Genomic DNA, 19,976 nt, shown 5'->3' with positions numbered 1-19,976 from the left:
GTGCGGGAAAAAACGCGCGACACCTCCGCGTGCCGCCGCCTACCGTGGGCCCATGACCTCGCGCGCCGACATCGACGTACGTCCGATCGACGAGACCGAGTTCGCCGACTGGAACCGGGCCCTGAACACCGGGTTCCTGCGGGAGCCGCACTCGAGCGAGGAAGTGGTCGAGGCGCGGCGGGCGCAGTTCGTACCCGGGCGGTCGCTGGGGGCGTTCGACAGCGGCCGGTGTGTCGCGACGTTCCGTTCCTTCGCGCAGGAGCTCACCGCGGTCGGCGGGGCCGCCGTACCCGCCGACGCCATCTCGAACGTCACCGTCACCGCCACCCACCGCCGCCGCGGACTGCTCAGCCGCATGATGGAGCGGGACCTCGCCGCGGCGAAGGAGCGCGGGGACGTCGTGGCGACCCTGATCGCCGCCGAGTACCCGATCTACGGCCGCTACGGCTTCGGTCCCGCCACCTCCACCACCGAGTGGACGGTCGACGTGCCGCGGACCGGACTCGACCCGCGCTGGTCGGACCCCGGGGACGGCGGCCGGATCGACCTCGTGGACGGCGAGGACGTCCGCAAGCTGGGCCCCGACCTGCACGACCGGCTGCGCCGCAGCCAGCCGGGTGCGGTCAGCCGGGACGAGCTGTGGTGGAAGCTCAACACCGGGGCCGTGCGCTTCCACAGCTCGTGGACGGAACCGTACTTCGCCGTGTACCGCTCGGCGTCCGGCGAGGTCGAGGGAATGGTCTCCTACACGGCGGACGACCACTGGGGCGACGGCAAGCAGCCGCTGAACACGGCGAGCGTGAACTGGCTGCTCGCGGTGAGCCCCGCAGCCGAGCGCGCGCTGTGGCGGTATCTGTGCTCGGTCGACTGGATCGTGAAGGTGAAGAGCGGCTACCGGGCCCCCGACGACCTGCTCCCGCTCTTCCTGCCGGACCCGCGCGCCGCCGCCGTCACCACCCAGGCGGACTGGCTGTGGGTGCGGATCCTGGACGTCGTACGGGCGCTCGAGGCGCGGACGTACGAGGCGGCCGGCTCGCTGGTGCTGGAGGTGACCGACCGCGGTGGGCTGACCGGGGGCCGGTACCGGCTGGAGGCGTCCGAGGGCGGCGAAGGATCGTGTACGCCCACCGACGCCGGCGCCGATCTCAGCCTGGACGTGGGCGAGTTGGCGGCATTGTGGCTGGGCGACGAGTCGGCGGTGCGGCTGGTGGCCGCGGGCCGGGTGCGGGAAGAACGAGCGGGCGCCGCCCGTCAGGCCGACGCCCTGCTGCGTACGTCCAGGCGACCGTGGTGCCCGGACCTGTTCTGAGCGCTGTCCGTGCGCTCGGGGTGCCTGCCTCCTTCCGACGGCTGCGGGTGGGCGCTCATCCGTAGCGAGCTGTTCAGTTGTGGTTGTGGTTGTTGTGCGGGTGGTGCGGTGGTGCGGGTGGTGCTGACTGGCCGGTCTCCCGGCTCCCCTCCGGAAGGGAGCCCGGCCAGACGCTGGTGGAGGTGTGCTGTCAGCCGGACTGGGCGAGCAGCATCACGAGGATGACCGCGCCGATGCCGCTGATCATGGTGTTGCGGGCCTTCAGACCCACCGCGAGGGCGACGAAGGCGATGATGCCCATCGGCCCGTACTTCCACTGGACGAACTGCTCGAATCCGATGGCCAGGGCGGCGAGGACGATGGCGATGAGCGGCATGGCGGTCCCCCTTGGACTCGGTGATCCCCAACCGTCACCCTGATGGCCAACGCCCCGAAGGTCTGACCATGTCGCTCAAGTTGGTGACCAACTTCTCCTTGGTTATCTCCACTTGGAAGCGGCTCATAACCACCTTCCCCTGAACTGCCCAAAGATGGCGGGAAGTTGTAGGGTTTGGTTGTGGACCCGGAACACGCCTCCGTCAATGGACGGAAGAGGCCACAGCGGCCACAGCGGACACACCGCGAGGTGGCCGACGAGCTGCGCGCCCGGATCAGGTCCGGAGTGCTGCGCCCGGGCCAGCGCATGCCCACCCAGGCCCAGCTCGCGGACGAGTTCGGTGTCGAGCGCGGCGTGGTCCGCCAGGCGCTGCGCATCCTGCACGCCGAGCAGTTGCTCACCAACGTCTCCAAGGGGGCGCCCGCGAAGGTCGCCGCCGACCCCGTCAGGGCGCTGACCGGCCCCGCTGCCCCGCCCCTGCCCACCACGGTGGCCCTGGCCCCGCGCATCGCCGCCGCCTTCGCGGCCGAGCACGTGGAGATCGACGCCGTCTGTCTGACCTCCATCTCGCTCAACCTCGCCCTCGGTGAGCCGCTGCGCCAGATCCACGCCGGGCGACTGAAACCGGCCAAGGTCGACGTCCGGATCCTCCTGCCCAGCCGGGACATCGACCTCGCCTTCCCGGTCCCGGTGGACGGAAGCCGCCACGACGACGACACGGTGCACGAGCGGTGGCTGCTCCAGCGCAACGCCCAGGGGCAGGTGCTCCAGCACAACCTCCTCGCGCTGCGGGCCACGCACGGCATCGACGTCCGGGTCTCCTTCCGCGCCCTGCCCTTCACCCCGCCGGTGAAGCTGTACCTGCTCAACGGCACGGAGGCGCTGTTCGCGTACTACACGCTGTCGCGCCGCGAGGCGCAGATCGACCACGAGAGCCTGGAGATGTACGACGCGGAGGGCATCCGGTCCATGCTCTTCGCCTTCGCGCAGGGCGCCGGTCTGCGGGACACCACGTTCGTGGAGCAGTCCCATCTGTGGTTCAACGCGCTGTGGGAGACGATCAGTTCGGAGCTGGTGCTCACGAGCTGACGTCTCCCACGGGTTCCGGGCGGTGCGTATGTGCGGTGGGACGTGCGGTGGGACGTGCGGTGGATCCTTGTCTCACAGGGCCGGCCTCGCCAGCAGCAGGGCGAGCAGGACCGCCCCGGCGGAGCTGACGCCTGGGCTGTTGGCCTTGATGCCTATGGTGAGCAGCAGCAGGCCGACGATGCCGGCGACGCCGAACTTCCACTGGACGAGCTCTTCGACGGTGATGACGAGGACGGCGGAGATGATGGCGAGGACGGGCACGAGGTTCCTCCTTCGGAAGCAGAACTTCCGCCAACTCGACCAAGTTGGCTGCCAACTTTGATTAGGTTGTCCCCACTTGGCTACTACTCATAAACAACTCGCAAACAACTCCCCATAGATGGATCAGAGTTGTAGCGTTTGGTCGTGACCCAGGAGAACGTCGCAGTGAACGGCAGCAGAAGGCTCACGCCCCAGGAAATCGCCGACATCCTGCGCGAACGCATCCGCGCCGGCGAGCTGAAGGCCGGTGACCGCCTGCCCACCCAGGCCGAGCTCGCCGAGGAGTTCGGCGTGGAGCGCGGCACCGTCCGGCAGGCCCTGCGCGCCCTCCAGCAGGACGGCCTGCTCAGCAACGTCAGCAAGGGCAGCCCCCCGCGGATCGCCGAACCGCCTCCCGCCCGGGAGGAGCCGCAGCCCACCATGGTCGCGCTGGCGCCCCGGCTGACCGAGGCGTTCTCCGCGCCGCACGTCCACGTCGACGTGGTGTGCCACACCTCCGAGACCCTCATGCTCGCCCTCGGCGAACCGGTCCGCCTGATCCACGAGGGCCGCATCCGCCCGGAGTCGATCGACTTCCGCATCCTGCTGCCCTCCCGTGACATCAACCTCGCCTTCCCGGTGCTGGTCGGTCAGGACGCCGAGGGGCGCGACCCGGTGCACGACCGCTGGCTGCAGATGCGCAACGCGCAGGCCCAGGTGCTGGACCACAACCTGCGCGCCTTCCGCTCCACGCACGGCATCGACGTCCACGTACGCTTCCGCGCCCTGCCCTTCACCCCGCCCATGAAGCTCTACATGCTCAACGGCGAGGAGGCGCTGCTCGGCTACTACATGCTGGTCCGCCGCGCGGAGGAGTGGGGCAGCCAGACCCTCGACATGTACGACGTCCTCGGCTCCCAGTCCCTCCTGTTCTCCTTCGTCAAGCAGGCCGGCCAGCGGGACGCGGCGTTCGTGGAGGAATCCCAGAAGTGGTTCGACGCCCTCTGGGAAACCATCACGACGGACCTGACACTCTCCTAGTGACTTCTGAGACGACACAGACTGATCCGGTGACGGCCGAGACCGAGATGGATCCGAACGCAGTGCAGAACCTGATCGCACCCGCCCGTGTCGTGCTGTGGGACTTCGACGGGCCGATCTGCCGCCTGTTCGCGGGCCACTCGGCGGAGCGGGTGGCGAGGGAACTCGTCGAATGGCTGGAGGGCCGCGGTCTGCACGGCCTGCTCACGGAGAAGGAACGCGAGTCCCTGGACCCGCACGTCGTCCTCCGTGCCGTCGACCGCCGCCACCCCGGCAGTGATCTGGTCGCGGAGCTGGAGGAACGTCTCACCAAGGAGGAGATGCGGGCCGCCGCCTCGGCGATGCCCACCGCCTGGGCCGACCCCCTCATCCGCACCTGGACCGCGGTGGGCTCCCGGCTGGCGATCGCCACCAACAACTCCCCCCGCGTGGTGCGCAGATACCTCGACAGCCGCGGCCTCGTCCCCTGCTTCACCCCCCACATCTACGGCCGCACCCAGGAACTCCACCACCTCAAACCCGACCCCCACTGCATCAACCGCGCCCTGAGCGCCATGGGCGCCGCTCCCGCGTCCGCCCTGATGATCGGCGACACCCCCTCCGACCTCCACGCCGCCCGCTCCGCCGGAGTCCCCTTCCTCGGCTACGCCCGCAACGAGCGCAAGGGGAAGCTGCTGCGGGACGCGGGCGCCGAGGCGGTCGTGGGATCGCTGGAGCCGGTGCTGAAGATGGTCCGCGCGGCGGGCTGAGGCCTGTGCCGGGCCGGTGCGGGCGGCGGGCGGCGGGCGGCGGGCGGCGGGCTGACGCCCGTGGGAGCTCACGCCTGGATCATCAGCAGCGTGAACACCACGGCCGCGCCGACGGCGAGCCTCTCCCGCCGCATCCGGATCCACACGCCGATCAGGAACAGGAGCACCACACCGACCGCGCCGAGCCGCGTCTGCGCGAGCGCACTCACGCACAGTTCGCCGATGCGGGCGAGCATATGGAGCAGGGGCACGTCCACCAACTCCCCTCCACTTCAGGTGAGGCGCCCAACTGGCCGTCCAATTGGACTGGTTGTTGTGAAGGGGGTCTGCCCGGTCGGCCTGATCGCTTAACCAACCTGCCAATTAGCGCGGCCAGTTGACGGGAAACCTGTTTGCCGGTCGCCGGTGAGCGGTACCTTCCCGACGTGGACGGACAGCAGGCCGGCGAGGGTGCCGGCAAGGGATTCCGGGCGATCGCCGACGATCTGCGCGGGCGGATAGCCGACGGGCGGTATCCCCTGCGGTCCTTTCTGCCGTCCCAGCGTGATCTCGCCGAGGAACTGGGTGTCTCCCGCGACACCGTGCAGCGGGCGCTGCGGGAGCTGGCCGACGAGGGCTGGATCGAGTCGCGGCAGGGCAGCGGCTCGCGGGTGATCAAGGTCCAGCACATCCAGTCGACGATGCCCAAGGCCACCCGGCTGAGCCGGGACGTGACGCTGGAGCTGTTCATCAGCGAGGCCTTCGAGGCGCCCGAAGTCGAGCTGGACGTCTACACGTTGACGTCCGAGTCGCTCAGCGCCCACATCGGCCTCCAGGCCCAGCGTATCCGGCGCGGTTCCATCTCTCCGCAGCGCATCACCCTGCGGATGCTGCTGCCGGACGCCTCGCTGCCGCTGCCGTATCCCCGGGTCAAGGACGACCGCACGGACACCCGCCCGCTGGAGCGCCTGCGCGGTATCACGGAGCTGCACACCACCTCACTCCAGACAGCGCTGAGAGATCTCCAGACGGAGAAGCTCGTGCCGTCGGTCGACGTACGGATCCGGCACACCCCCCTGCCCCCCGCCTTCAAGCTGTACCTCTTCAACGCGGTGGAAGCGCTGCACGGTATGTACGAGGTGGTGGAGCGGCCCATGGAACTGGAGGCGGGCGAGGTCATCACCGCCCTGGACGTCCTGGGTCTCGGCGCCACTCTCACGCACCACGTGAAGGACGACGACCCGTACTCCTCCGGGTCCGTGTTCGTGGACAGCATGCGCCAGTGGTTCGACTCGGTGTGGAGCCTGCTCGCCGCTGAATAGGGGGACTGAGACACCCAAGGGACGCCGGAGATGCGAGTCGCGTGCTGTAGCATCTGCGCACCGATGAGCGATTGCTCGCCTCTGTTCGTATAGAGGCTCACCAGCCGGACTCGAACGGGCTCGCGCAGTCTCAGGCAAACGGGTGACAAACCGCCCGAGGCGACTACGCCGACAGGCGCGACCTACCCGTGCATGCATACCGTCAGTCGTGACTCCTTTCGCACCTTCCGGAGCGGCCCGTGGGCGCACCACCTCTTCCCCGACCCCTCGTCGGGGAGCGCGCCGCATCCGGCGCCTCCTGTCGCGCTTTCGTGCACCGAGCCATTGAGCACGGGCTGGCGATCAACGGTCATCACAATCAGAACTACATACTGCCGCTGACCGAGCCCATGGCGAGGCTCGTCGGCCACGAGACCGGGACGTCCGTGACGGTGCGGGTTCGCCGTACCGATGCCCTGCCCGTGGTGATCAGAACCTGGCCCGACGAGGCCGAGATCCTGCGCGCGATCAAGGGAGTCCTGCCGCACGTACCGGAATGTCTGGTCAAGGGTGACGGCTTCGCGATCAACAGCTACGTCGAAGGCGTCCCCCTGTCGAGTGTGTGCGGGAACGGCAAGCCCGTCGACACGCTGCTCATCAAGGCGCTCGCCCGGTTGCTGACCCAGATGACCCAGGTGCGGCGGGGTGCCCTGCCGCCCTTGCCGCGTCTGTGGCCCAGCAACGACACGGACAGTCAGGGCTTCCTGCGCACGCTGGCGCACCTCGCGGACCGGCAGATCAGGCAGCCCAATTGGGCTGCCTTCGGCGGCCTGTTCGCGGCCCTCGGCATCCCCGAGGACGTCCTGATCGGGTTTGCCGACCGGGTTCCCGCCATGGCCCGGCGGCCGTACAGCCTGCTCCACGCCGATCTGCACCGCGACAACCTGATCGTGTCGTACGCCGGGGAGCCGCCGCTGATCTGCGTCGACTGGGAACTGGCCACCTACGGCGATCCGCTGCACGATCTGGCCACCCATCTGGTGCGCATGCAGTATCCCGTCCATCAGCGCCCCGAGGTGGTCGATGCATGGGCGGAGGCCATGCAGCGGGTCCGTCCTGCCGCGGTCAACGGCCTGGGCAAGGATCTGCGGCACTACCTGGACTTCGAGCGAGCGCAGTCCGTCTTCCCCGACGTGATGAGAGCCGCCCGTTCCCTGGAGTGCTCCTTCACCCAGAAGAGCCTCGACGAGGCCACGGTCGAGGTGAGCAGGGCGCTCGAAGCGGCGGCCCGGCCGCTGCGGCTGCGGAACGTGCCGGGCGAGAGGGAGATCGAGCGAGCCCTGTTCCGCTGGCTGGCTTCCCGCAGCGGTCGTCACGATCACCGTGGCCTGGTCGCCCAGGCCTTCGACTGGCAGCCGGACCGGCGTCTGCCCCTTCCCGCCGACTTCCCCGAGTCCGCCGTGCGAGAGGCTCTCGCGGTGGAGGGTGCCGCGCCGGCGGGCCGTGTCTTCAAGGGGACCGCGCATCTCAACACCGTGGTCCGGCTGCCGAGCACCGGAGCACTGGTGGTCGTACGCCGAAGACTCACCGAGGCGTGTCGTCGGGAGCGCAGCTTCCTCAGCGAACACGCGATCCTGCGGGCCATCGAAGAGACACCGGTCGCCGTGGCGGCGCCGAGAGCCCTGGCCCTCGGCGTGAGCTACCCGAACGACCATTTCGCCATCCACACCTACGTGGGCCCGTGCGACACCGGCCGCCCGCCGAACCACCCGGTGAACGGCCTGCTGCCGCACGAGGCGGACGGTCTCGTCGACCAGTTGTGCGCTCTGACGAAGGTGGACTACAAGCAGCTCGACCCGCTGGCCGGGGAGCGGGGGTTCTACCGCTGGCTGCGCGACCAGCTCGTCGCGCTCGTCGGCGACCTGCCCAAGAAGTCCCAGCAACTGGCACGGCACCTCGGACTGCCGGACGCCCCACGTCTGTACCAGATTCTGTCCCGCCATGAGGTGAGCCACCGCAAGCCGTCTCTCCTCCACGGCGACCTCAACCCCTGGAACCTGGTCCGACGGGACGACGCCCTGGCGCTCACGATCATCGACTGGGAGATGGCGCTGGTCGGCGACCCGCTGTACGACCTCGTGAGGCACATGCACCTCACACCGACGCGTCCCGAGATCCGCGACCGCATGTTCCGCCGCTGGGAGCGCAGCCTGCCGCCCGAGTACACCCGCGACTGGCGCAAGGACTGGCAGGTCTACCGCTGGCTGGAGATCGTCCGCTCCGCCTATGTCGACCTCGATCGCATGGTGAACGGCGAAGGCCTGGACGCACCGAACGTCCAGCGGGCGGTGAGTTCCTACGCGCTCACCCTCGCGGCCGCCACCGGGTCACTGGGCCTGCCCGTCCGCTTCACCGCCAACCCGTATCTTGCCCGTGCCCTGGTGTGAGGGGACCGTCGACATCCGGCGTCAGCCGAGCCAGTGGCCGTTGCGCATCAGGGTGCGACCCGGGAGTTCGTCGGCCTCGCGCCAGGCCTGGACGCGGTGGGGACGGATGCGGAAGTACTGGTAGGGCTCGTCGAGTGTGCGCGGGTCGAAGCCGGTCCTGGTCGCGAACGCCTCCGCCGTCTCGGCGCCCAGCTCGGCGAGGTCCACCGGCTCGGCGGTGCCGTCGACGGTGACGACGTCGCGGGTGGGGCCGAGGCTGAGGCGTACCCGGGGGTCGCCGAGGAGATTGCGGGCGGTGATCGAGGCGCGGGGGGTGGAGATGAGGAACGTGGCGCCGTCCCAGTGGTAGGAGAGCGGGACGAGGTGGGCACCGCCCGGGGAGCCGGCCGTCGCGACCCAGAGATCGATCTCGCTCTCCAGCTTCGCGCGGGTGTCCCGCAGGCGCTCCGCCAGGGAGCGCGGCGGCGCGATCGTCGGGTCCGGTGCGGTCACTGCGTCTCGATCCCTTCCGCGAGCTGCGCGAGCGTCGGCGCCGAGGGGGCGTCCTCCCACACGAAGCCGTCCGGGTCCGTGAAAGAGCCGATGTCGCCGCCGACGGCGAGGCAGTGCGAGCCGGTCCCCTCGGGGGAGACGCCGGCGACCTTGGCGAGGCCGCGGCGCTTGTACAGCGCCAGCTTGACGGGGCCCGAGCCGGTGGCGAACTCGACGTACTTGCTGCCGAAGCCCTTGGCGACGGTGAGCCCGCGGTCGACGTAGAAGCGCTTGCTCGCGGTCACGTCCGCGACGCCCAGCAGGAGCACCAGCTCGTCGAACTTCCGGGTCGCCGGGCCGGTGTCCTTCTTGGACGACGACGCGAGCTGCCAGATCGTCCCGTCCGGGGCCTGTACGACGCCGCCGTAGCCCCACAGCGACTTCGCGGCGGGCTTCAGCGTCGTGGCGCCGGCGGCGACCGCGGCGTCGACGAAGGCGTTGACGTCGGCCGGCTGGGACACCACGAGCGAGAGCGTGAAGCCGCGGAAGCCGGTGCTGGGGGCCTGAGAGGGCCGCAGGCGCAGCTGCGTGTCCAGGCCGAAGGCGGTGGTGTAGAAGCGGTGGGCGGCCTCGGTGTCGGCCACTTCGAGGGTGAGGGATTCGATGGTTGCCATGTCCTTCACGCTAGGTGCGGTGGGGTGAGTGGTGCTTCTCGATTCCTGACCGGTCTCGTCCTGACCGGTCTCGTCCTGGCCGGTCTCGGCGAGGGCCGCGGTGCGGGCGCGTCCCCATTCGGGCTGGCACATGTGTGACTCCTCAGCGCGACTGAGTGGGTGACTGAGAGCGTGAAACGAGTGCGTGAACGAGTGCGTGAATGAAGGACGCCGCCGCCCTTGCGGGCGGGCGGCGTGCGAGGGGTGTGATGGGGGCGAGGGGCGATGGCCCGGAAGGGCTCAGCGCAGCTCCTGGATGCGGACCAGGTTGCCCGCGGGGTCGCGGAACGCGCAGTCGCGGATGCCGTAGGGCTGCTCGGTCGGCTCCTGGACGACCTCGACGTCGCGGGCCTGCACCTTCTCGAACGTCTCGTCGAGGTTCGGGGTGGCCAGCAGGATCCAGCCGTAGGTGCCCTTGGCCATCATCTCGCGGATGGTGCGGCGCTCGTCCTCGGTGATCCCGGGGTCGACGGCCGGCGGCGCCAGCAGGATGGAGGTGCCGGGCTGGTTGGGCGGGCCGACGGTGATCCAGCGCATCGTGCCCTTGCCTACGTCGCTGCGGACCTCGAAGCCGAGGACGTCCCGGTAGAAGGCGACGGAGGCCTCCGGGTCGTCGTGCGGGAGAGCGGTGGTGTGAATCGTGATGTCCATGTCGATCAGGCTAGGCAGGGCCCGGGGGCGGCGCTTCTCGATTCCTGACCGTTCCTGACTGTTCTTCTCCTGCCGTCGGCCCCATGGCTGACGAGTCTTTTCCGTGCGTGGAAGGGCGACACCGGGCCCCGCTGCGTAGCCTTCGTGGCAGGAACAGGGAAAGGAGTTCCGCATGACTCCTCAGCAACCCAGGACCGAACTCGACGCCCGCTACAGCTCCGCGCTCAACCCGCGCCCCGGCGCCCAGGACGTCACCGCCACCGACTGGGCCGAAGCGCAGCGCCGGATGCGGGACGCCGAGGTCTTCTGGATCACCACGGTCCGGCCGGACGGCCGCCTGCATGTCACGCCGCTGATCGCCGCCTGGCACGACGGGGCGCTGCACTTCAGCACGGGGCGGGGTGAGCAGAAGGCGAAGAACCTGGCCGGGAATCCCCGCTGCGCCCTGACCACGGGGCACAACTCACTCTCCGAGGGCCTCGACATCGTGATCGAGGGCACCGCGGAGCGGGTGACGGACCCGGCGCGGCAGGAGGAGGTCATCGCCGCGTTCGAGGAGCAGTACGCCGACCACATCACCTCGCCGGAGGGGACGTTCTTCGGTTTCGGCGACCACATCCGGGGCGGGGACGACCTGCTGTTCGCGGTGGCACCCGCCACGGCGTACAGCTTCGGGCACGACGGCCGGGTGTTCAGCCACACCCGCTTCACCTTCCAGGACGTTCGCCGGTGATTCCAGCTCTATCCGAGCCCGCGCGACAACCCATAGGCGGACCACGGCGGCCGCTGCTACTTTCGCGGAGGCCGTGCGAGAGAACGAGGAGGTGGTACCCGTGAACGGATCGACATGGGTGCTCTCCTTCGGAGTCACGGTCGGGCGATAGGTCGTCCGGGAGCGCCGTTCAAGCGCACTCCCGAAAGGCACGACCATGGCCCTTCACTTCACGTCCGAACAGCGCCTCGACGACGGCGTCCTCGAGCGCGGATTCACCCTCGGCGAGATCCCCGGCATCCTGTGGACGCCCGCATCCGCATCCGCACCCGCGCCGCTGATCCTGCTCGGCCACCCCCCGCTCGGCCTGCACGCGATGTACCCCCGGCTGGTGGCGCGGGCCCGGCAGGCCGCGGCGGATGGCTTCGCCGCGGCCACCATCGAGCTTCCCGGCAGCGGGGACCGGCCCCGTTGGACCGCCGCCGAGCAGGCCCGCGCCGACCTGCGCCGGGCTGTGCAGGCCGGCGAGCCGGTCAGCGACGAGATCGTCGACGCGCTCGTCCTCCCGCTCGTCGACAAGGCGGTCCCGGAATGGCGGGCCGCCCTCGACGCCCTCCTGCCGCTGCCGGAGATCGGCGGCCCGGTCGGGTACTCGGGGGGAGTGATCTCCATCGGCGTTCGCCTTGCGGTGGTCGAGCCGCGCATCGTGGCCGCCGGTCTCTTCGCCGGGAGTTTCGTGCCTCGCGCCATGTTCGAGGAGGCCCGCCAGGTCACCGTTCCGCTGCACGTCCTGCTGCAGTGGGACGACGAGGGGAACGACCGGCAGGCGGCCCTGGACCTGTTCGACGCCTTCGGCTCCAAGGAGAAGACGCTGCACGCCACCATGGGCGGACACACCGGCGTCCCGCAGTACGCGGGGGACGCCGTGGCCCGGTTCTTCACCCGGCACCTGAAGTGAGGCCGGGCCGCCGGGCCATCAGCGGGCGGTGAGCCATCCGGGCCACGCCGGAAGTCACAGCGCCGCGGTGAGGCGCCTTGGCTCACTCTTGCAAGCAGGTGCTTGCAATAGTTAGCGCTGTGCGGCAAGGTGGGGGCATGGCATCGCTCAACGTCGGCAATCTCGGTGAGTATCTGCGCGAGCAGCGGCGCAGCGCGCAGTTGTCGCTGCGGCAGCTCGCCGATGCCGCCGGGGTGTCCAATCCGTATCTGAGCCAGATCGAGCGCGGGCTGCGCAAGCCGAGCGCGGAGGTGTTGCAGCAGGTCGCCAAGGCGCTGCGGATCTCCGCCGAGACGCTGTACGTCCGCGCCGGGATCCTGGACGCCGAGCGGGACCGGGACGAGGTCGAGACGCGTGCCGTGATCCTCGCCGATCCGACCCTGACCGAGCGTCAGAAGCAGGTGCTCCTGCAGATCTACGAGTCGTTCCGCAAGGAGAACGGATTCGGGGGCACCGAGGACGGTGAGGTGTCCGAGACGGCGCAGGAGCCCGTCGAGGAGGACGGCGCCTCGATACGGGTCGCCGGGAGCGATGCCTCCACGAGCAAGGGCGGCACGTCCGCCGAACGCCGCGGCCGCAGCGGTGGCAGTAGCCGCAAGAGCGGCGGCAGTGACAGCGATCCGCAGCAGACGGCCGGCTGAGCCGGACCAGGGCACCGGCCGCCCGCCGCGGATCACCCAACCCTCAGCCGAAACGACATCCGGGAGGACCCTCACCATGGCCATCACCGACGACCTGCGCAAGACTTTCAGCGACCCGACTCCGCTCTACTTCGCCGCCGGTACCGCCGACCTCGCGCTGCAGCAGGCCAAGAAGGTGCCGGCCCTGGTGGAGCAGCTGCGCACCGAGGCACCGGCCCGGATCGAGGCCGTCCGCAAGACCGACCCGAAGGCCGTCCAGGAGAAGGCGACCTCCCGGGTCAAGGAGACGCAGGAGAGCCTCCAGGCCAAGGTCAACGAGCTCCTCGGCTCGCTCGACGCCGACCTGAAGAAGCTCGGTGAGACCGCCCAGGACCTCGCCCTGCGCGGGGTGGGCGTGGCCGCCGAGTACGCGGTCAAGGCCCGGGAGGCCTACGAGAAGGTCGCCGAGCACGGCGAGCAGACCGTGAAGACCTGGCGCGGCGAGGCCGCGGAGAACATCGAGGACATCGCCGTGGCCGTCGAGCCCAAGGCCGAGCCCGCCACCGAGGCGAAGGCCGAGCCCAAGGCCGAGGCGAAGCCGGCCGCCGTCGAGGTCACGGACGACTCCAAGAAGCCCGCCGCCAAGAAGGCCCCGGCGCGCAAGACCACGCCGGCCGCCAAGAAGACGACCCCGCCCGCGAAGTAAGGATCACGGGCCGGGCACTCTCGCGGTGTCCGGCCCGTTCTACGGGTAGCCGGCCGGCGGTTGCGGGTACGGTGACCGCGTAAGGGACGAGCCGACTCGGGTGGTGGACGTTGTGCTGATGCAGGGCTTCGCGAATCTCATGTGGCTGCTGAGCATGGCACTGATCGTTTTCAGCGGCTTCGCACTGATCGACGCGGCCACGCGCCGTGAGGACGCCTACCGCGCGGCGGACAAGCAGACCAAGCCGTTCTGGCTGATCATCCTCGGGATCGCCTTCGTGGTGAACCTGATCTTCCCGATCCTGTCGTTCCTGCCGATCATCGGCCTGATCGCCATCATCGTGTACATGGTCGACGTCCGCCCGGCCCTCCGCGGCCTCCCCGGCGGCGGCCGCAGGACCAGAGGCTCCAGCAGCGACGGCCCCTACGGCCCGTACAACGGCGGCCGCTAGACAGAGACGCGAGCGGACGCGCCCCACAGGGGCGCGGGAACCGCGCGACCAGCCACAACGGACGCGCACCCGGGAACGCGAGCGCACCCCTACGGCGCGTCCCCGCTCACCCCGCCCCGGTCCAGCAGAAGCACAGCCACGTCATCGGTCAGCTCGCCCCCGTTGAGCTCCCTGACCTCGTTCACCGCGGCCTGCAGCAGCTCCTCCCCCCGCAGGCCCAGCGCCAGCTGCCTCCGCACCATCTCGACCATCCCGTCCTGCCCGAGCCGCTCCCCGCTCTCGCCGACCCTGCCCTCGATCAGCCCGTCGGTGTAGAGCATCAGGCTCCACTCGGCACCCAGCTCCACCTGCATCCGCGGCCACCGAGCACCCGGCAGCAGCCCGAGCGCCGGACCGTTGTTGTCGTACGGCAGCAGGCGCGCGGGAAACCCGGGCCGGGCCAGCAGCGGCGACGGGTGACCGGCCAGGCACAGCCCCGCCCGGCGCCCGTCCGGCGCGATGTCCACCGTGCACAGCGTCGCGAAGATCTCGTCGTCCGCCCGCTCGTGCTCCAGCACCTGCTGCAGCGTGCCCAGCAGCTGGTCGCCGCACAGACCCGCCAGGGTCAGCGCGCGCCAGGCGATCCGCAGCTCCACGCCGAGCGCGGCCTCGTCCGGGCCGTGCCCGCAGACATCGCCGATCATGGCGTGCACGGTGCCGTCCGAGGTGCGGACGACGTCGTAGAAGTCGCCGCCGAGCAGTGCGCGCGACCGGCCCGGGCGGTAGCGGGCGGCGAAGCGCAGCGAGGAGCCCTCCAGCAGCGGCGTCGGCAGCAGGCCGCGCTCCAGCCGGCGGTTCTCCTGGGCGCGCACCCGGCCCTCGGCGAGCCTCCGCTCCGCGGAGTCGGAACGTTTCCGCTCCACCGCGTACCGGATCGCGCGGCTCAGCAGCCGGCCGTCCAGCTCGTCGCGGAAGAGGTAGTCCTGGGCGCCCACGCGCACCGCCTCCGCGCCGCGCTCGGCGTCGCCGGACGCGGTCAGCGCGAGCACGGCGTGCCGGGGCGCGAGCTCCAGTACGTGCTTGAGCACCGCGAGCTCGTCGTGGTCATCGCCGCCGCCACTGCCGTCGGCAGCGTTGTCACCGCTCCTCGTCCGGCCCGGCGCGGGCAGCGCGAGGTCCAGCAGGATGCAGTGGACGTCGTCGGTCAGCAGCCGCTCGGCCTCGGTGAGGTTGCGGGCGGTGCGGACACGGATCGGCTTGCCGGCCTGGTCGAGCAGGTCCGGCACGATCGGCGACCCTGCCGGGTCGTCCTCGATCAGCAGCAGGGTGAGGTTGGTGTGGGCGGTCGTCTCGGCCCTCCCCGGCGCGGTCCTGGCCTGGTCCGTGACGTTCTCGGCCTGGCCTGCCGTGCGCGGGGCGCCTGCCAGGGCCTCCGTGGAGACCTTGGTGGTGCCGCCGTTGTGGGACGCGGCGTGCGCCTGACCGCCTTCCGCGGCCGGGATCGCTCTCTGCCGCGGTACGGGTACGGGCATTGTTCCGGGTTCCTTCCCTCCCCCCGAGGGCATGGCGGGGGCGAGGGATCGCGGCCCTTCCCCGGACCGCACGTCGCGACTGTGCGTCGTGCGAGCGGGGGATGCCCCTTCGAACGGGGACCATAGCGGGTGTCGCCGCCGCAGCGGAATGGTGTGAGGCACGCCGCTCGGCCATCGGCCACTGTCATATGCCGCGTTTAGTACCGCAGTTGGACAGGCCGGAGATGCCCCAGGGATGACGAACGTCACGTCCACGCCTGGTTTGGGGGCGTGATCACCGTGCCCTGGGTCACGTGGCCCATGTCACCTGCGTGTTGGCGGGGTGCGGGGCGCGGTGGGACCGGTCAGCCGGCGTCGGGCCGGACCACCCCGAGGATCGGCATCGACCCCGCCCCCGCGATCGTCACCGTCCGCCCCGGCCGCGGGGCGTGCACGACGGCGCCGTCCCCGACGTACATGCCGACGTGGCTCGCGTCGTCGAAGTAGATGATGAGGTCACCGGGCCGCATGTCCCGGATGTCCACGCGCTTCAGCTGCTTCCACTGCTCCTGCGAGGTGCGCGGGATGCCCGTCCCGGCCGACAGCCAGGCCTGTGAGGTGAGCCCGGAGCAGTCGTACGCCTTCGGGCCCTCGGCGCCCCACTGGTACGGCTTGCCGATCTGCGCGGTGGCGTAGGCGATGGCCTTCCTGCCCTGTGCGGTGGCCTCGCCCTTGATGTCGTCGAGGATGCCGGAGCTCAGCCAGGCGCTCTGCGCCTGCTCGGCGGCCTCCTCCTCCAGCCGGGCCAGGCGCTCCCGCTCCTCTTCCTCCAGCGTGGCCTCGAGCTTCTCGGCCGCCTTGATCTGCTTCTCGATCTTCTTCTGCGCCTTGGCCTTGGCTTTGCGGCCAGCCTCCAGCTTGCGCCACTGTCCCTCGGCGTCCTTGGCGTACTGCTCCAAGTCCTCCTGGGTGCGGGTCATTTCGGCGAGCAACCCCTTGGCCGCGTGCTGGCCCTGGCGCGCCCGGCCGGCCCCGTCGAGGAATTCCTGCGGATCGTCGCTGAGCATCAGGTGCGCCTCGGGCGGCAGCCCGCCGCCGCGGTACTGGGCGGCGGCAGCGGCGCCCGCGCGGTCCTCCAACTCCTCCAGCCTCGCCTTGCCCTTGACGATCTTCTTGGCCAGTCGGATGATCTCGGCGGACTGCTTCTTCGCCTTCTCCTCCGCCGCGTTGTACTCCTCGGTGGCCACGGCCGCGGCGCGGTAGAGGCCGGCGAGTTTCTTGCGTACGGCTTCGAGTTCGGCGGTGGTGGCGGGGGTGCCCGCGGATGTGCTCGCGCTCGGGGACGGTGTGGGGGTCGGGTTCGCGAACGCCGTTCCCGGTGCCGCCAGTACGGTGACCGCGCAGACCACGGTCACGGCCGCCGTGAGCAGACCGCCCTTGCCCGTCCTCATGAACCGGTCCCCCAAACTGATTTACCGTCAGTAACATTCGGTCGTCCGGGGGATGCTGCCACGCCGGTGCGCGCACCGTACAGAGGGAGTACTGCCCGTCCCTCCTTCCGTTGCACACCCGGCACGACGATCGCCCCGCCGATGTGACGAACGACTCACGGAGATCGTTCCCGCCGATCCACCGTCCGTGGGGACGCAGAAGCGGCGCGACCTCAGACGCGGCAGGACCTCAGACGCGGGGGGACCTCAGACGCGGCGAAACCTCAGGCGCGCGGCGCCAACGCCTCCCATCGCACGGTCACTTCCCCCTGCCGCCACCGCGCCGGCCGGTCGGTCACCGGCCAGTCGGCCGTGAGGTCGCGCACCGCGCGGATCCAGCGCTGGCGGGCGCCGTAGGAGGCGTAGGGCGCGGCGGCCGCCCAGGCGCGGTCGAAGTCGCGCAGGAAGGCGTGCACCGGCTCGCCCGGGACATTGCGGTGGATGAGCGCCTTCGGCAGCCGTTCCGCGAGGTCGGAGGGGCGGTCGAGGGAGCCGAGCCGGGTCGCGAAGGTGACCGTGCGCGGTCCCTCCGGGCCGAGGGCGACCCACACGTGCCGGCGACCGATCTCGTCGCAGGTGCCCTCGACGAGCAGCCCGCCGCGCGAACCCGTCGCCGGATCGGCGGGCGCCAGCCGCGCGCACAGCCGCTGCCAGGCGCCGGCGACCTCGGCCTCGTCGTACTGGCGCAGCACGTTCGCCGCACGGACAAGGAGGGGCCGTCCGTCGACCGGGATCTCGAAGCCGCCGTGCCGGAAGCGCAGGCCCTCGCGCTCGTAGGGGCGGGCCGCCGCGACCCGGGCCGGTTCGATCTCGACGCCCACCACGCGCGTGCGTGGCGCAGCTCCGCGCAGCCGGTGCAGCAGTTCGACCGCCGTCCAGGGGGAGGCGCCGTAGCCGAGGTCGACGGCGACGGGATCGGCGGCGCGGCGCAGTTCGGCGCCGTGCGTGGCGGCGATCCAGCGGTCCATCCGGCGCAGCCGGTTGGGGTGGGTGGTCCCGCGCGTCACCGAGCCCACGACGGGCGTCCCCGCGCGCGAGCGCAGCCGGGCGTGGGGGAGCGGGAGGGCGCGGGCTGTCATACGTACGAGGGTATGCGGGTACGCGGACGGGGCCGTGCGCCCGTCCTTTCGGTGCTACGCACCCCGGTCTCGAACGGTTGAGCGATGTCCGGTAATGATTCGGCAAAGAAGCGTTCCGTGGCTGCTGCACGGAAATGGGAACGTGCCCTTCCGCTGTTCACCCACCGGAGGAGCCGCATCCCCTCCGCAGCCATGCCTGCCCGCAGCGAGGAGGAACGCCACGTGAGCCAGTACATCGCGAGGCTCGGTCGGCGCTCCCCGTCCACCCCTCCGCGCCTGCGGCTGCACCGCAGGCCACGCCGGGTGGCGATGCTCTCCGTGCACACCTCCCCGCTGCACCAGCCGGGCACCGGCGACGCCGGCGGCATGAACGTCTACATCGTCGAACTCGCGCAGCGCCTCGCCGCGATCAACATCGAGGTCGAGATCTTCACGCGGGCCACCGCCGCCGCCCTCCCGCCCGCCGTGGAACTGGCCCCCGGCGTCCTCGTCCGGCACGTCGACGCCGGCCCCTACGAGGGTCTCGCCAAGGAGGACCTCCCGGCCCAGCTGTGCGCCTTCACGCACGGCGTGATGCAGGCGTGGGCGGGTCACCGCCCCGGCCACTACGACCTGGTCCACTCCCACTACTGGCTCTCCGGCCACGTCGGCTGGCTCGCCGCCCAGCGCTGGGGCGTCCCCCTGGTGCACGCCATGCACACCATGGCCAAGGTCAAGAACGCCAACCTGGCCGACGGCGACACCCCCGAGCCCGCCGCCCGCGTCATCGGCGAGACCCAGATCGTCGCCGCCGCCGACCGGCTGATCGCCAACACCGCCGAAGAGGCCGACGAACTCGTGCGGCACTACGCGGCCGATCCCGCCAAGGTCGCCGTCGTCCACCCCGGTGTGAATCTCGCCCGCTTCCGCCCCGCCGACGGCCGCGCCGCCGCCCGCGCCCGCCTCGGTCTCCCCCAGGACGCGGTGATCCCCCTCTTCGCGGGCCGCATCCAGCCCCTCAAGGCGCCCGACGTGCTGCTCCGCGCGGTCGCCGTCCTGCTCGCCGAGCGCCCCGAACTGCGCTCGCGGCTCTGCGTCCCCGTGGTCGGCGGCCCCAGCGGCAGTGGCCTCGCCAAGCCGGAGGGGCTGCAGAAGCTGGCCGCGCGTCTGGGCATCGCCGACGTCGTGCGCTTCCACCCGCCCGTCGGGCAGGAACAGCTCGCGGACTGGTTCCGCGCCGCCTCCGTCCTCGTCATGCCGTCCTACAGCGAGTCCTTCGGCCTGGTCGCCATAGAGGCGCAGGCAGCCGGCACCCCGGTGCTCGCGGCGGCCGTCGGCGGCCTGCCGGTGGCCGTACGGGACGGCCGCACCGGCTTCCTGGTGCAGGGCCACGACCCCGCCGCCTACGCGCGCGTGCTGCGCGAGTTCGCCGACAACGCGGAGCTGTCGTCCCGCATGGGCGCCGCCGCCGCCCGGCACGCCCAGTCCTTCGGCTGGGACACGGCCGCGGCCGCCACGGCCGACGTCTACACGGCCGCGACCCAGGCCCACCGCCGTCACGTACGCTCGCACCATGGCTGACGCAGAGAAGGCGGCGCAGGTGATCGAGGCGGCCCTGAAGGACGCCGACCTCGCATGGGAGAGCACGACACCCGGCACCTACGTCGTGAAACTCCCCGGCACCCGCAAGCTGTCGACGACGGTCTCCCTCATCGTCGGCCGCCACTCGCTGTCGCTGAACGCCTTCGTCGTCCGCCACCCCGACGAGAACGAGGCCGGCGTCCACCGCTGGCTCCTCGAGCGCAACCTCAAGCTGTACGGCGTGAGTTACGCGGTGGACCAGCTCGGCGACGTGTACGTCACCGCCAAGCTGTCGCTGGCCGCCGTCACCCCCGACGAGATCGACCGCCTGCTCGGCCAGGTGCTGGAAGCGGCGGACGGCGCCTTCAACACCCTGCTGGAGCTGGGGTTCGCCTCCGCGATCCGCAAGGAGTACGAGTGGCGGGTCTCGCGGGGGGAGTCGACGCGGAACCTGGAGGCGTTCGCGCATCTCACCCGGCGTACGAAGGAATGACCGCCGTACAAC

22 protein-coding genes are annotated in these 19,976 nt (G+C 70.8%); 13 read left to right on the top strand and 9 right to left on the bottom strand.

Going from position 1 to position 19,976, the window contains the following annotated elements; genetic code table 11:
• The first annotated feature begins 52 nt into the window (after positions 1-52).
• Positions 53-1,309, top strand: a complete 1,257-nt coding sequence (locus AB0412_RS26795; RefSeq protein ID WP_366405129.1) for a GNAT family N-acetyltransferase — start codon at positions 53-55, stop codon at positions 1,307-1,309.
• 190 nt (positions 1,310-1,499) lie between these two features.
• Here AB0412_RS26795 and AB0412_RS26790 read toward each other — a convergent pair whose 3' ends face one another.
• A complete protein-coding gene (locus AB0412_RS26790; protein WP_366405128.1) occupies positions 1,500-1,685 on the bottom strand; it encodes a hypothetical protein in 186 nt (61 codons plus the stop codon).
• A gap of 174 nt (positions 1,686-1,859) precedes the next feature.
• On the opposite strand from AB0412_RS26790, the gene AB0412_RS26785 reads away from it, so the two are divergent.
• Positions 1,860-2,774 (top strand): GntR family transcriptional regulator, encoded by a 915-nt coding sequence (locus AB0412_RS26785; protein WP_366405127.1) that lies wholly within the window; start codon positions 1,860-1,862, stop codon positions 2,772-2,774.
• Between the two features lie 72 nt (positions 2,775-2,846).
• Here AB0412_RS26785 and AB0412_RS26780 read toward each other — a convergent pair whose 3' ends face one another.
• Entirely contained in the window at positions 2,847-3,035 is a 189-nt protein-coding gene (locus tag AB0412_RS26780; RefSeq protein WP_366405126.1) for a hypothetical protein, read from the bottom strand.
• A gap of 138 nt (positions 3,036-3,173) precedes the next feature.
• Here AB0412_RS26780 and AB0412_RS26775 point away from each other — a divergent pair, with 138 nt between their 5' ends.
• Complete coding sequence (locus AB0412_RS26775) at positions 3,174-4,055, top strand: winged helix-turn-helix domain-containing protein (RefSeq protein ID WP_366405125.1); 882 nt, start codon at positions 3,174-3,176, stop codon at positions 4,053-4,055.
• A 47-nt stretch (positions 4,056-4,102) separates the two neighbouring features.
• Entirely contained in the window at positions 4,103-4,804 is a 702-nt protein-coding gene (locus tag AB0412_RS26770; protein WP_366405205.1) for an HAD-IA family hydrolase, read from the top strand.
• Between the two features lie 68 nt (positions 4,805-4,872).
• On the opposite strand, the gene AB0412_RS26765 is transcribed toward AB0412_RS26770, so the two are convergent.
• Positions 4,873-5,055 (bottom strand): hypothetical protein, encoded by a 183-nt coding sequence (locus AB0412_RS26765; RefSeq protein ID WP_366405124.1) that lies wholly within the window; start codon positions 5,053-5,055, stop codon positions 4,873-4,875.
• 174 nt (positions 5,056-5,229) lie between these two features.
• Here AB0412_RS26765 and AB0412_RS26760 point away from each other — a divergent pair, with 174 nt between their 5' ends.
• Positions 5,230-6,105 (top strand): GntR family transcriptional regulator, encoded by an 876-nt coding sequence (locus tag AB0412_RS26760; protein ID WP_366405123.1) that lies wholly within the window; start codon positions 5,230-5,232, stop codon positions 6,103-6,105.
• Between the two features lie 389 nt (positions 6,106-6,494).
• Positions 6,495-8,531, top strand: a complete 2,037-nt coding sequence (locus AB0412_RS26755) for an aminoglycoside phosphotransferase family protein (protein ID WP_366405204.1) — start codon at positions 6,495-6,497, stop codon at positions 8,529-8,531.
• A 21-nt stretch (positions 8,532-8,552) separates the two neighbouring features.
• Here the strand turns inward: AB0412_RS26755 and AB0412_RS26750 are convergent, their stop codons facing one another.
• From AB0412_RS26750 to AB0412_RS26740, 3 genes are all read right to left on the bottom strand, one after another.
• Positions 8,553-9,023, bottom strand: coding sequence for a pyridoxamine 5'-phosphate oxidase family protein (locus AB0412_RS26750; RefSeq protein WP_366405122.1), 471 nt, complete (start codon positions 9,021-9,023; stop codon positions 8,553-8,555).
• Positions 9,020-9,676 carry a glyoxalase gene (locus AB0412_RS26745; RefSeq protein WP_366405203.1) on the bottom strand — a complete coding sequence of 219 codons (657 nt, stop codon included), beginning with the start codon at positions 9,674-9,676 and terminating at the stop codon, positions 9,020-9,022. Before AB0412_RS26745 ends, AB0412_RS26750 begins: the two co-directional genes overlap by 4 nt.
• 279 nt (positions 9,677-9,955) lie before the next feature.
• Entirely contained in the window at positions 9,956-10,366 is a 411-nt protein-coding gene (locus tag AB0412_RS26740) for a VOC family protein (protein WP_366405121.1), read from the bottom strand.
• Positions 10,367-10,538: 172 nt separating this feature from the next.
• Between AB0412_RS26740 and AB0412_RS26735 the strand changes: the two genes are divergently transcribed.
• From AB0412_RS26735 to AB0412_RS26715, 5 genes are all read left to right on the top strand, one after another.
• Positions 10,539-11,099, top strand: a complete 561-nt coding sequence (locus tag AB0412_RS26735) for a pyridoxamine 5'-phosphate oxidase family protein (RefSeq protein ID WP_366405120.1) — start codon at positions 10,539-10,541, stop codon at positions 11,097-11,099.
• A gap of 196 nt (positions 11,100-11,295) precedes the next feature.
• Positions 11,296-12,036, top strand: coding sequence for an alpha/beta hydrolase (locus AB0412_RS26730; protein WP_366405119.1), 741 nt, complete (start codon positions 11,296-11,298; stop codon positions 12,034-12,036).
• Between the two features lie 137 nt (positions 12,037-12,173).
• Entirely contained in the window at positions 12,174-12,716 is a 543-nt protein-coding gene (locus AB0412_RS26725) for a helix-turn-helix transcriptional regulator (RefSeq protein ID WP_366405118.1), read from the top strand.
• Between the two features lie 76 nt (positions 12,717-12,792).
• Complete coding sequence (locus AB0412_RS26720) at positions 12,793-13,401, top strand: hypothetical protein (RefSeq protein WP_366405117.1); 609 nt, start codon at positions 12,793-12,795, stop codon at positions 13,399-13,401.
• Between the two features lie 118 nt (positions 13,402-13,519).
• On the top strand, positions 13,520-13,852 hold the full coding sequence (locus AB0412_RS26715; RefSeq protein WP_260825175.1) for a DUF2516 family protein: 333 nt from the start codon (positions 13,520-13,522) through the stop codon (positions 13,850-13,852).
• An 89-nt stretch (positions 13,853-13,941) separates the two neighbouring features.
• Here AB0412_RS26715 and AB0412_RS26710 read toward each other — a convergent pair whose 3' ends face one another.
• The 3 genes from AB0412_RS26710 to AB0412_RS26700 form a co-directional block, all read right to left on the bottom strand.
• Positions 13,942-15,363 (bottom strand): fused response regulator/phosphatase, encoded by a 1,422-nt coding sequence (locus AB0412_RS26710; protein WP_366405116.1) that lies wholly within the window; start codon positions 15,361-15,363, stop codon positions 13,942-13,944.
• A gap of 344 nt (positions 15,364-15,707) precedes the next feature.
• Positions 15,708-16,793, bottom strand: a complete 1,086-nt coding sequence (locus AB0412_RS26705; RefSeq protein ID WP_366405115.1) for an NlpC/P60 family protein — start codon at positions 16,791-16,793, stop codon at positions 15,708-15,710.
• A gap of 263 nt (positions 16,794-17,056) precedes the next feature.
• Entirely contained in the window at positions 17,057-17,848 is a 792-nt protein-coding gene (locus AB0412_RS26700) for a class I SAM-dependent methyltransferase (protein WP_366405202.1), read from the bottom strand.
• 285 nt (positions 17,849-18,133) lie between these two features.
• Between AB0412_RS26700 and mshA the strand changes: the two genes are divergently transcribed.
• Positions 18,134-19,471: a D-inositol-3-phosphate glycosyltransferase gene (gene mshA, locus AB0412_RS26695; protein WP_366405201.1), complete on the top strand. Its 1,338-nt coding sequence runs from the start codon at positions 18,134-18,136 to the stop codon at positions 19,469-19,471.
• Positions 19,464-19,964: a YbjN domain-containing protein gene (locus AB0412_RS26690; protein ID WP_366405114.1), complete on the top strand. Its 501-nt coding sequence runs from the start codon at positions 19,464-19,466 to the stop codon at positions 19,962-19,964. Before mshA ends, AB0412_RS26690 begins: the two co-directional genes overlap by 8 nt.
• The last annotated feature ends 12 nt before the right edge of the window (positions 19,965-19,976 follow it).

This window comes from Streptomyces sp. NPDC052012, from assembly GCF_040689265.1.
GTDB lineage: Bacteria > Actinomycetota > Actinomycetes > Streptomycetales > Streptomycetaceae > Streptomyces.
This window is presented reverse-complemented; position numbering and strand designations above follow the sequence as displayed.

Coding starts and splice junctions, on each gene's coding strand:
- AB0412_RS26705 (WP_366405115.1), bottom strand. CDS start 16,793: ATGAGGACGGGCAAGGGCGGTCTGCTCACGGCGGCCGTGACCGTGGTC.
- AB0412_RS26730 (WP_366405119.1), top strand. CDS start 11,296: ATGGCCCTTCACTTCACGTCCGAACAGCGCCTCGACGACGGCGTCCTC.
- AB0412_RS26770 (WP_366405205.1), top strand. CDS start 4,103: ATGGATCCGAACGCAGTGCAGAACCTGATCGCACCCGCCCGTGTCGTG.
- AB0412_RS26735 (WP_366405120.1), top strand. CDS start 10,539: ATGACTCCTCAGCAACCCAGGACCGAACTCGACGCCCGCTACAGCTCC.
- AB0412_RS26740 (WP_366405121.1), bottom strand. CDS start 10,366: ATGGACATCACGATTCACACCACCGCTCTCCCGCACGACGACCCGGAG.
- AB0412_RS26715 (WP_260825175.1), top strand. CDS start 13,520: ATGCAGGGCTTCGCGAATCTCATGTGGCTGCTGAGCATGGCACTGATC.
- AB0412_RS26710 (WP_366405116.1), bottom strand. CDS start 15,363: ATGCCCGTACCCGTACCGCGGCAGAGAGCGATCCCGGCCGCGGAAGGC.
- AB0412_RS26690 (WP_366405114.1), top strand. CDS start 19,464: ATGGCTGACGCAGAGAAGGCGGCGCAGGTGATCGAGGCGGCCCTGAAG.
- AB0412_RS26755 (WP_366405204.1), top strand. CDS start 6,495: ATGGCGAGGCTCGTCGGCCACGAGACCGGGACGTCCGTGACGGTGCGG.
- AB0412_RS26795 (WP_366405129.1), top strand. CDS start 53: ATGACCTCGCGCGCCGACATCGACGTACGTCCGATCGACGAGACCGAG.
- AB0412_RS26745 (WP_366405203.1), bottom strand. CDS start 9,676: ATGGCAACCATCGAATCCCTCACCCTCGAAGTGGCCGACACCGAGGCC.
- AB0412_RS26725 (WP_366405118.1), top strand. CDS start 12,174: ATGGCATCGCTCAACGTCGGCAATCTCGGTGAGTATCTGCGCGAGCAG.
- AB0412_RS26790 (WP_366405128.1), bottom strand. CDS start 1,685: ATGCCGCTCATCGCCATCGTCCTCGCCGCCCTGGCCATCGGATTCGAG.
- AB0412_RS26720 (WP_366405117.1), top strand. CDS start 12,793: ATGGCCATCACCGACGACCTGCGCAAGACTTTCAGCGACCCGACTCCG.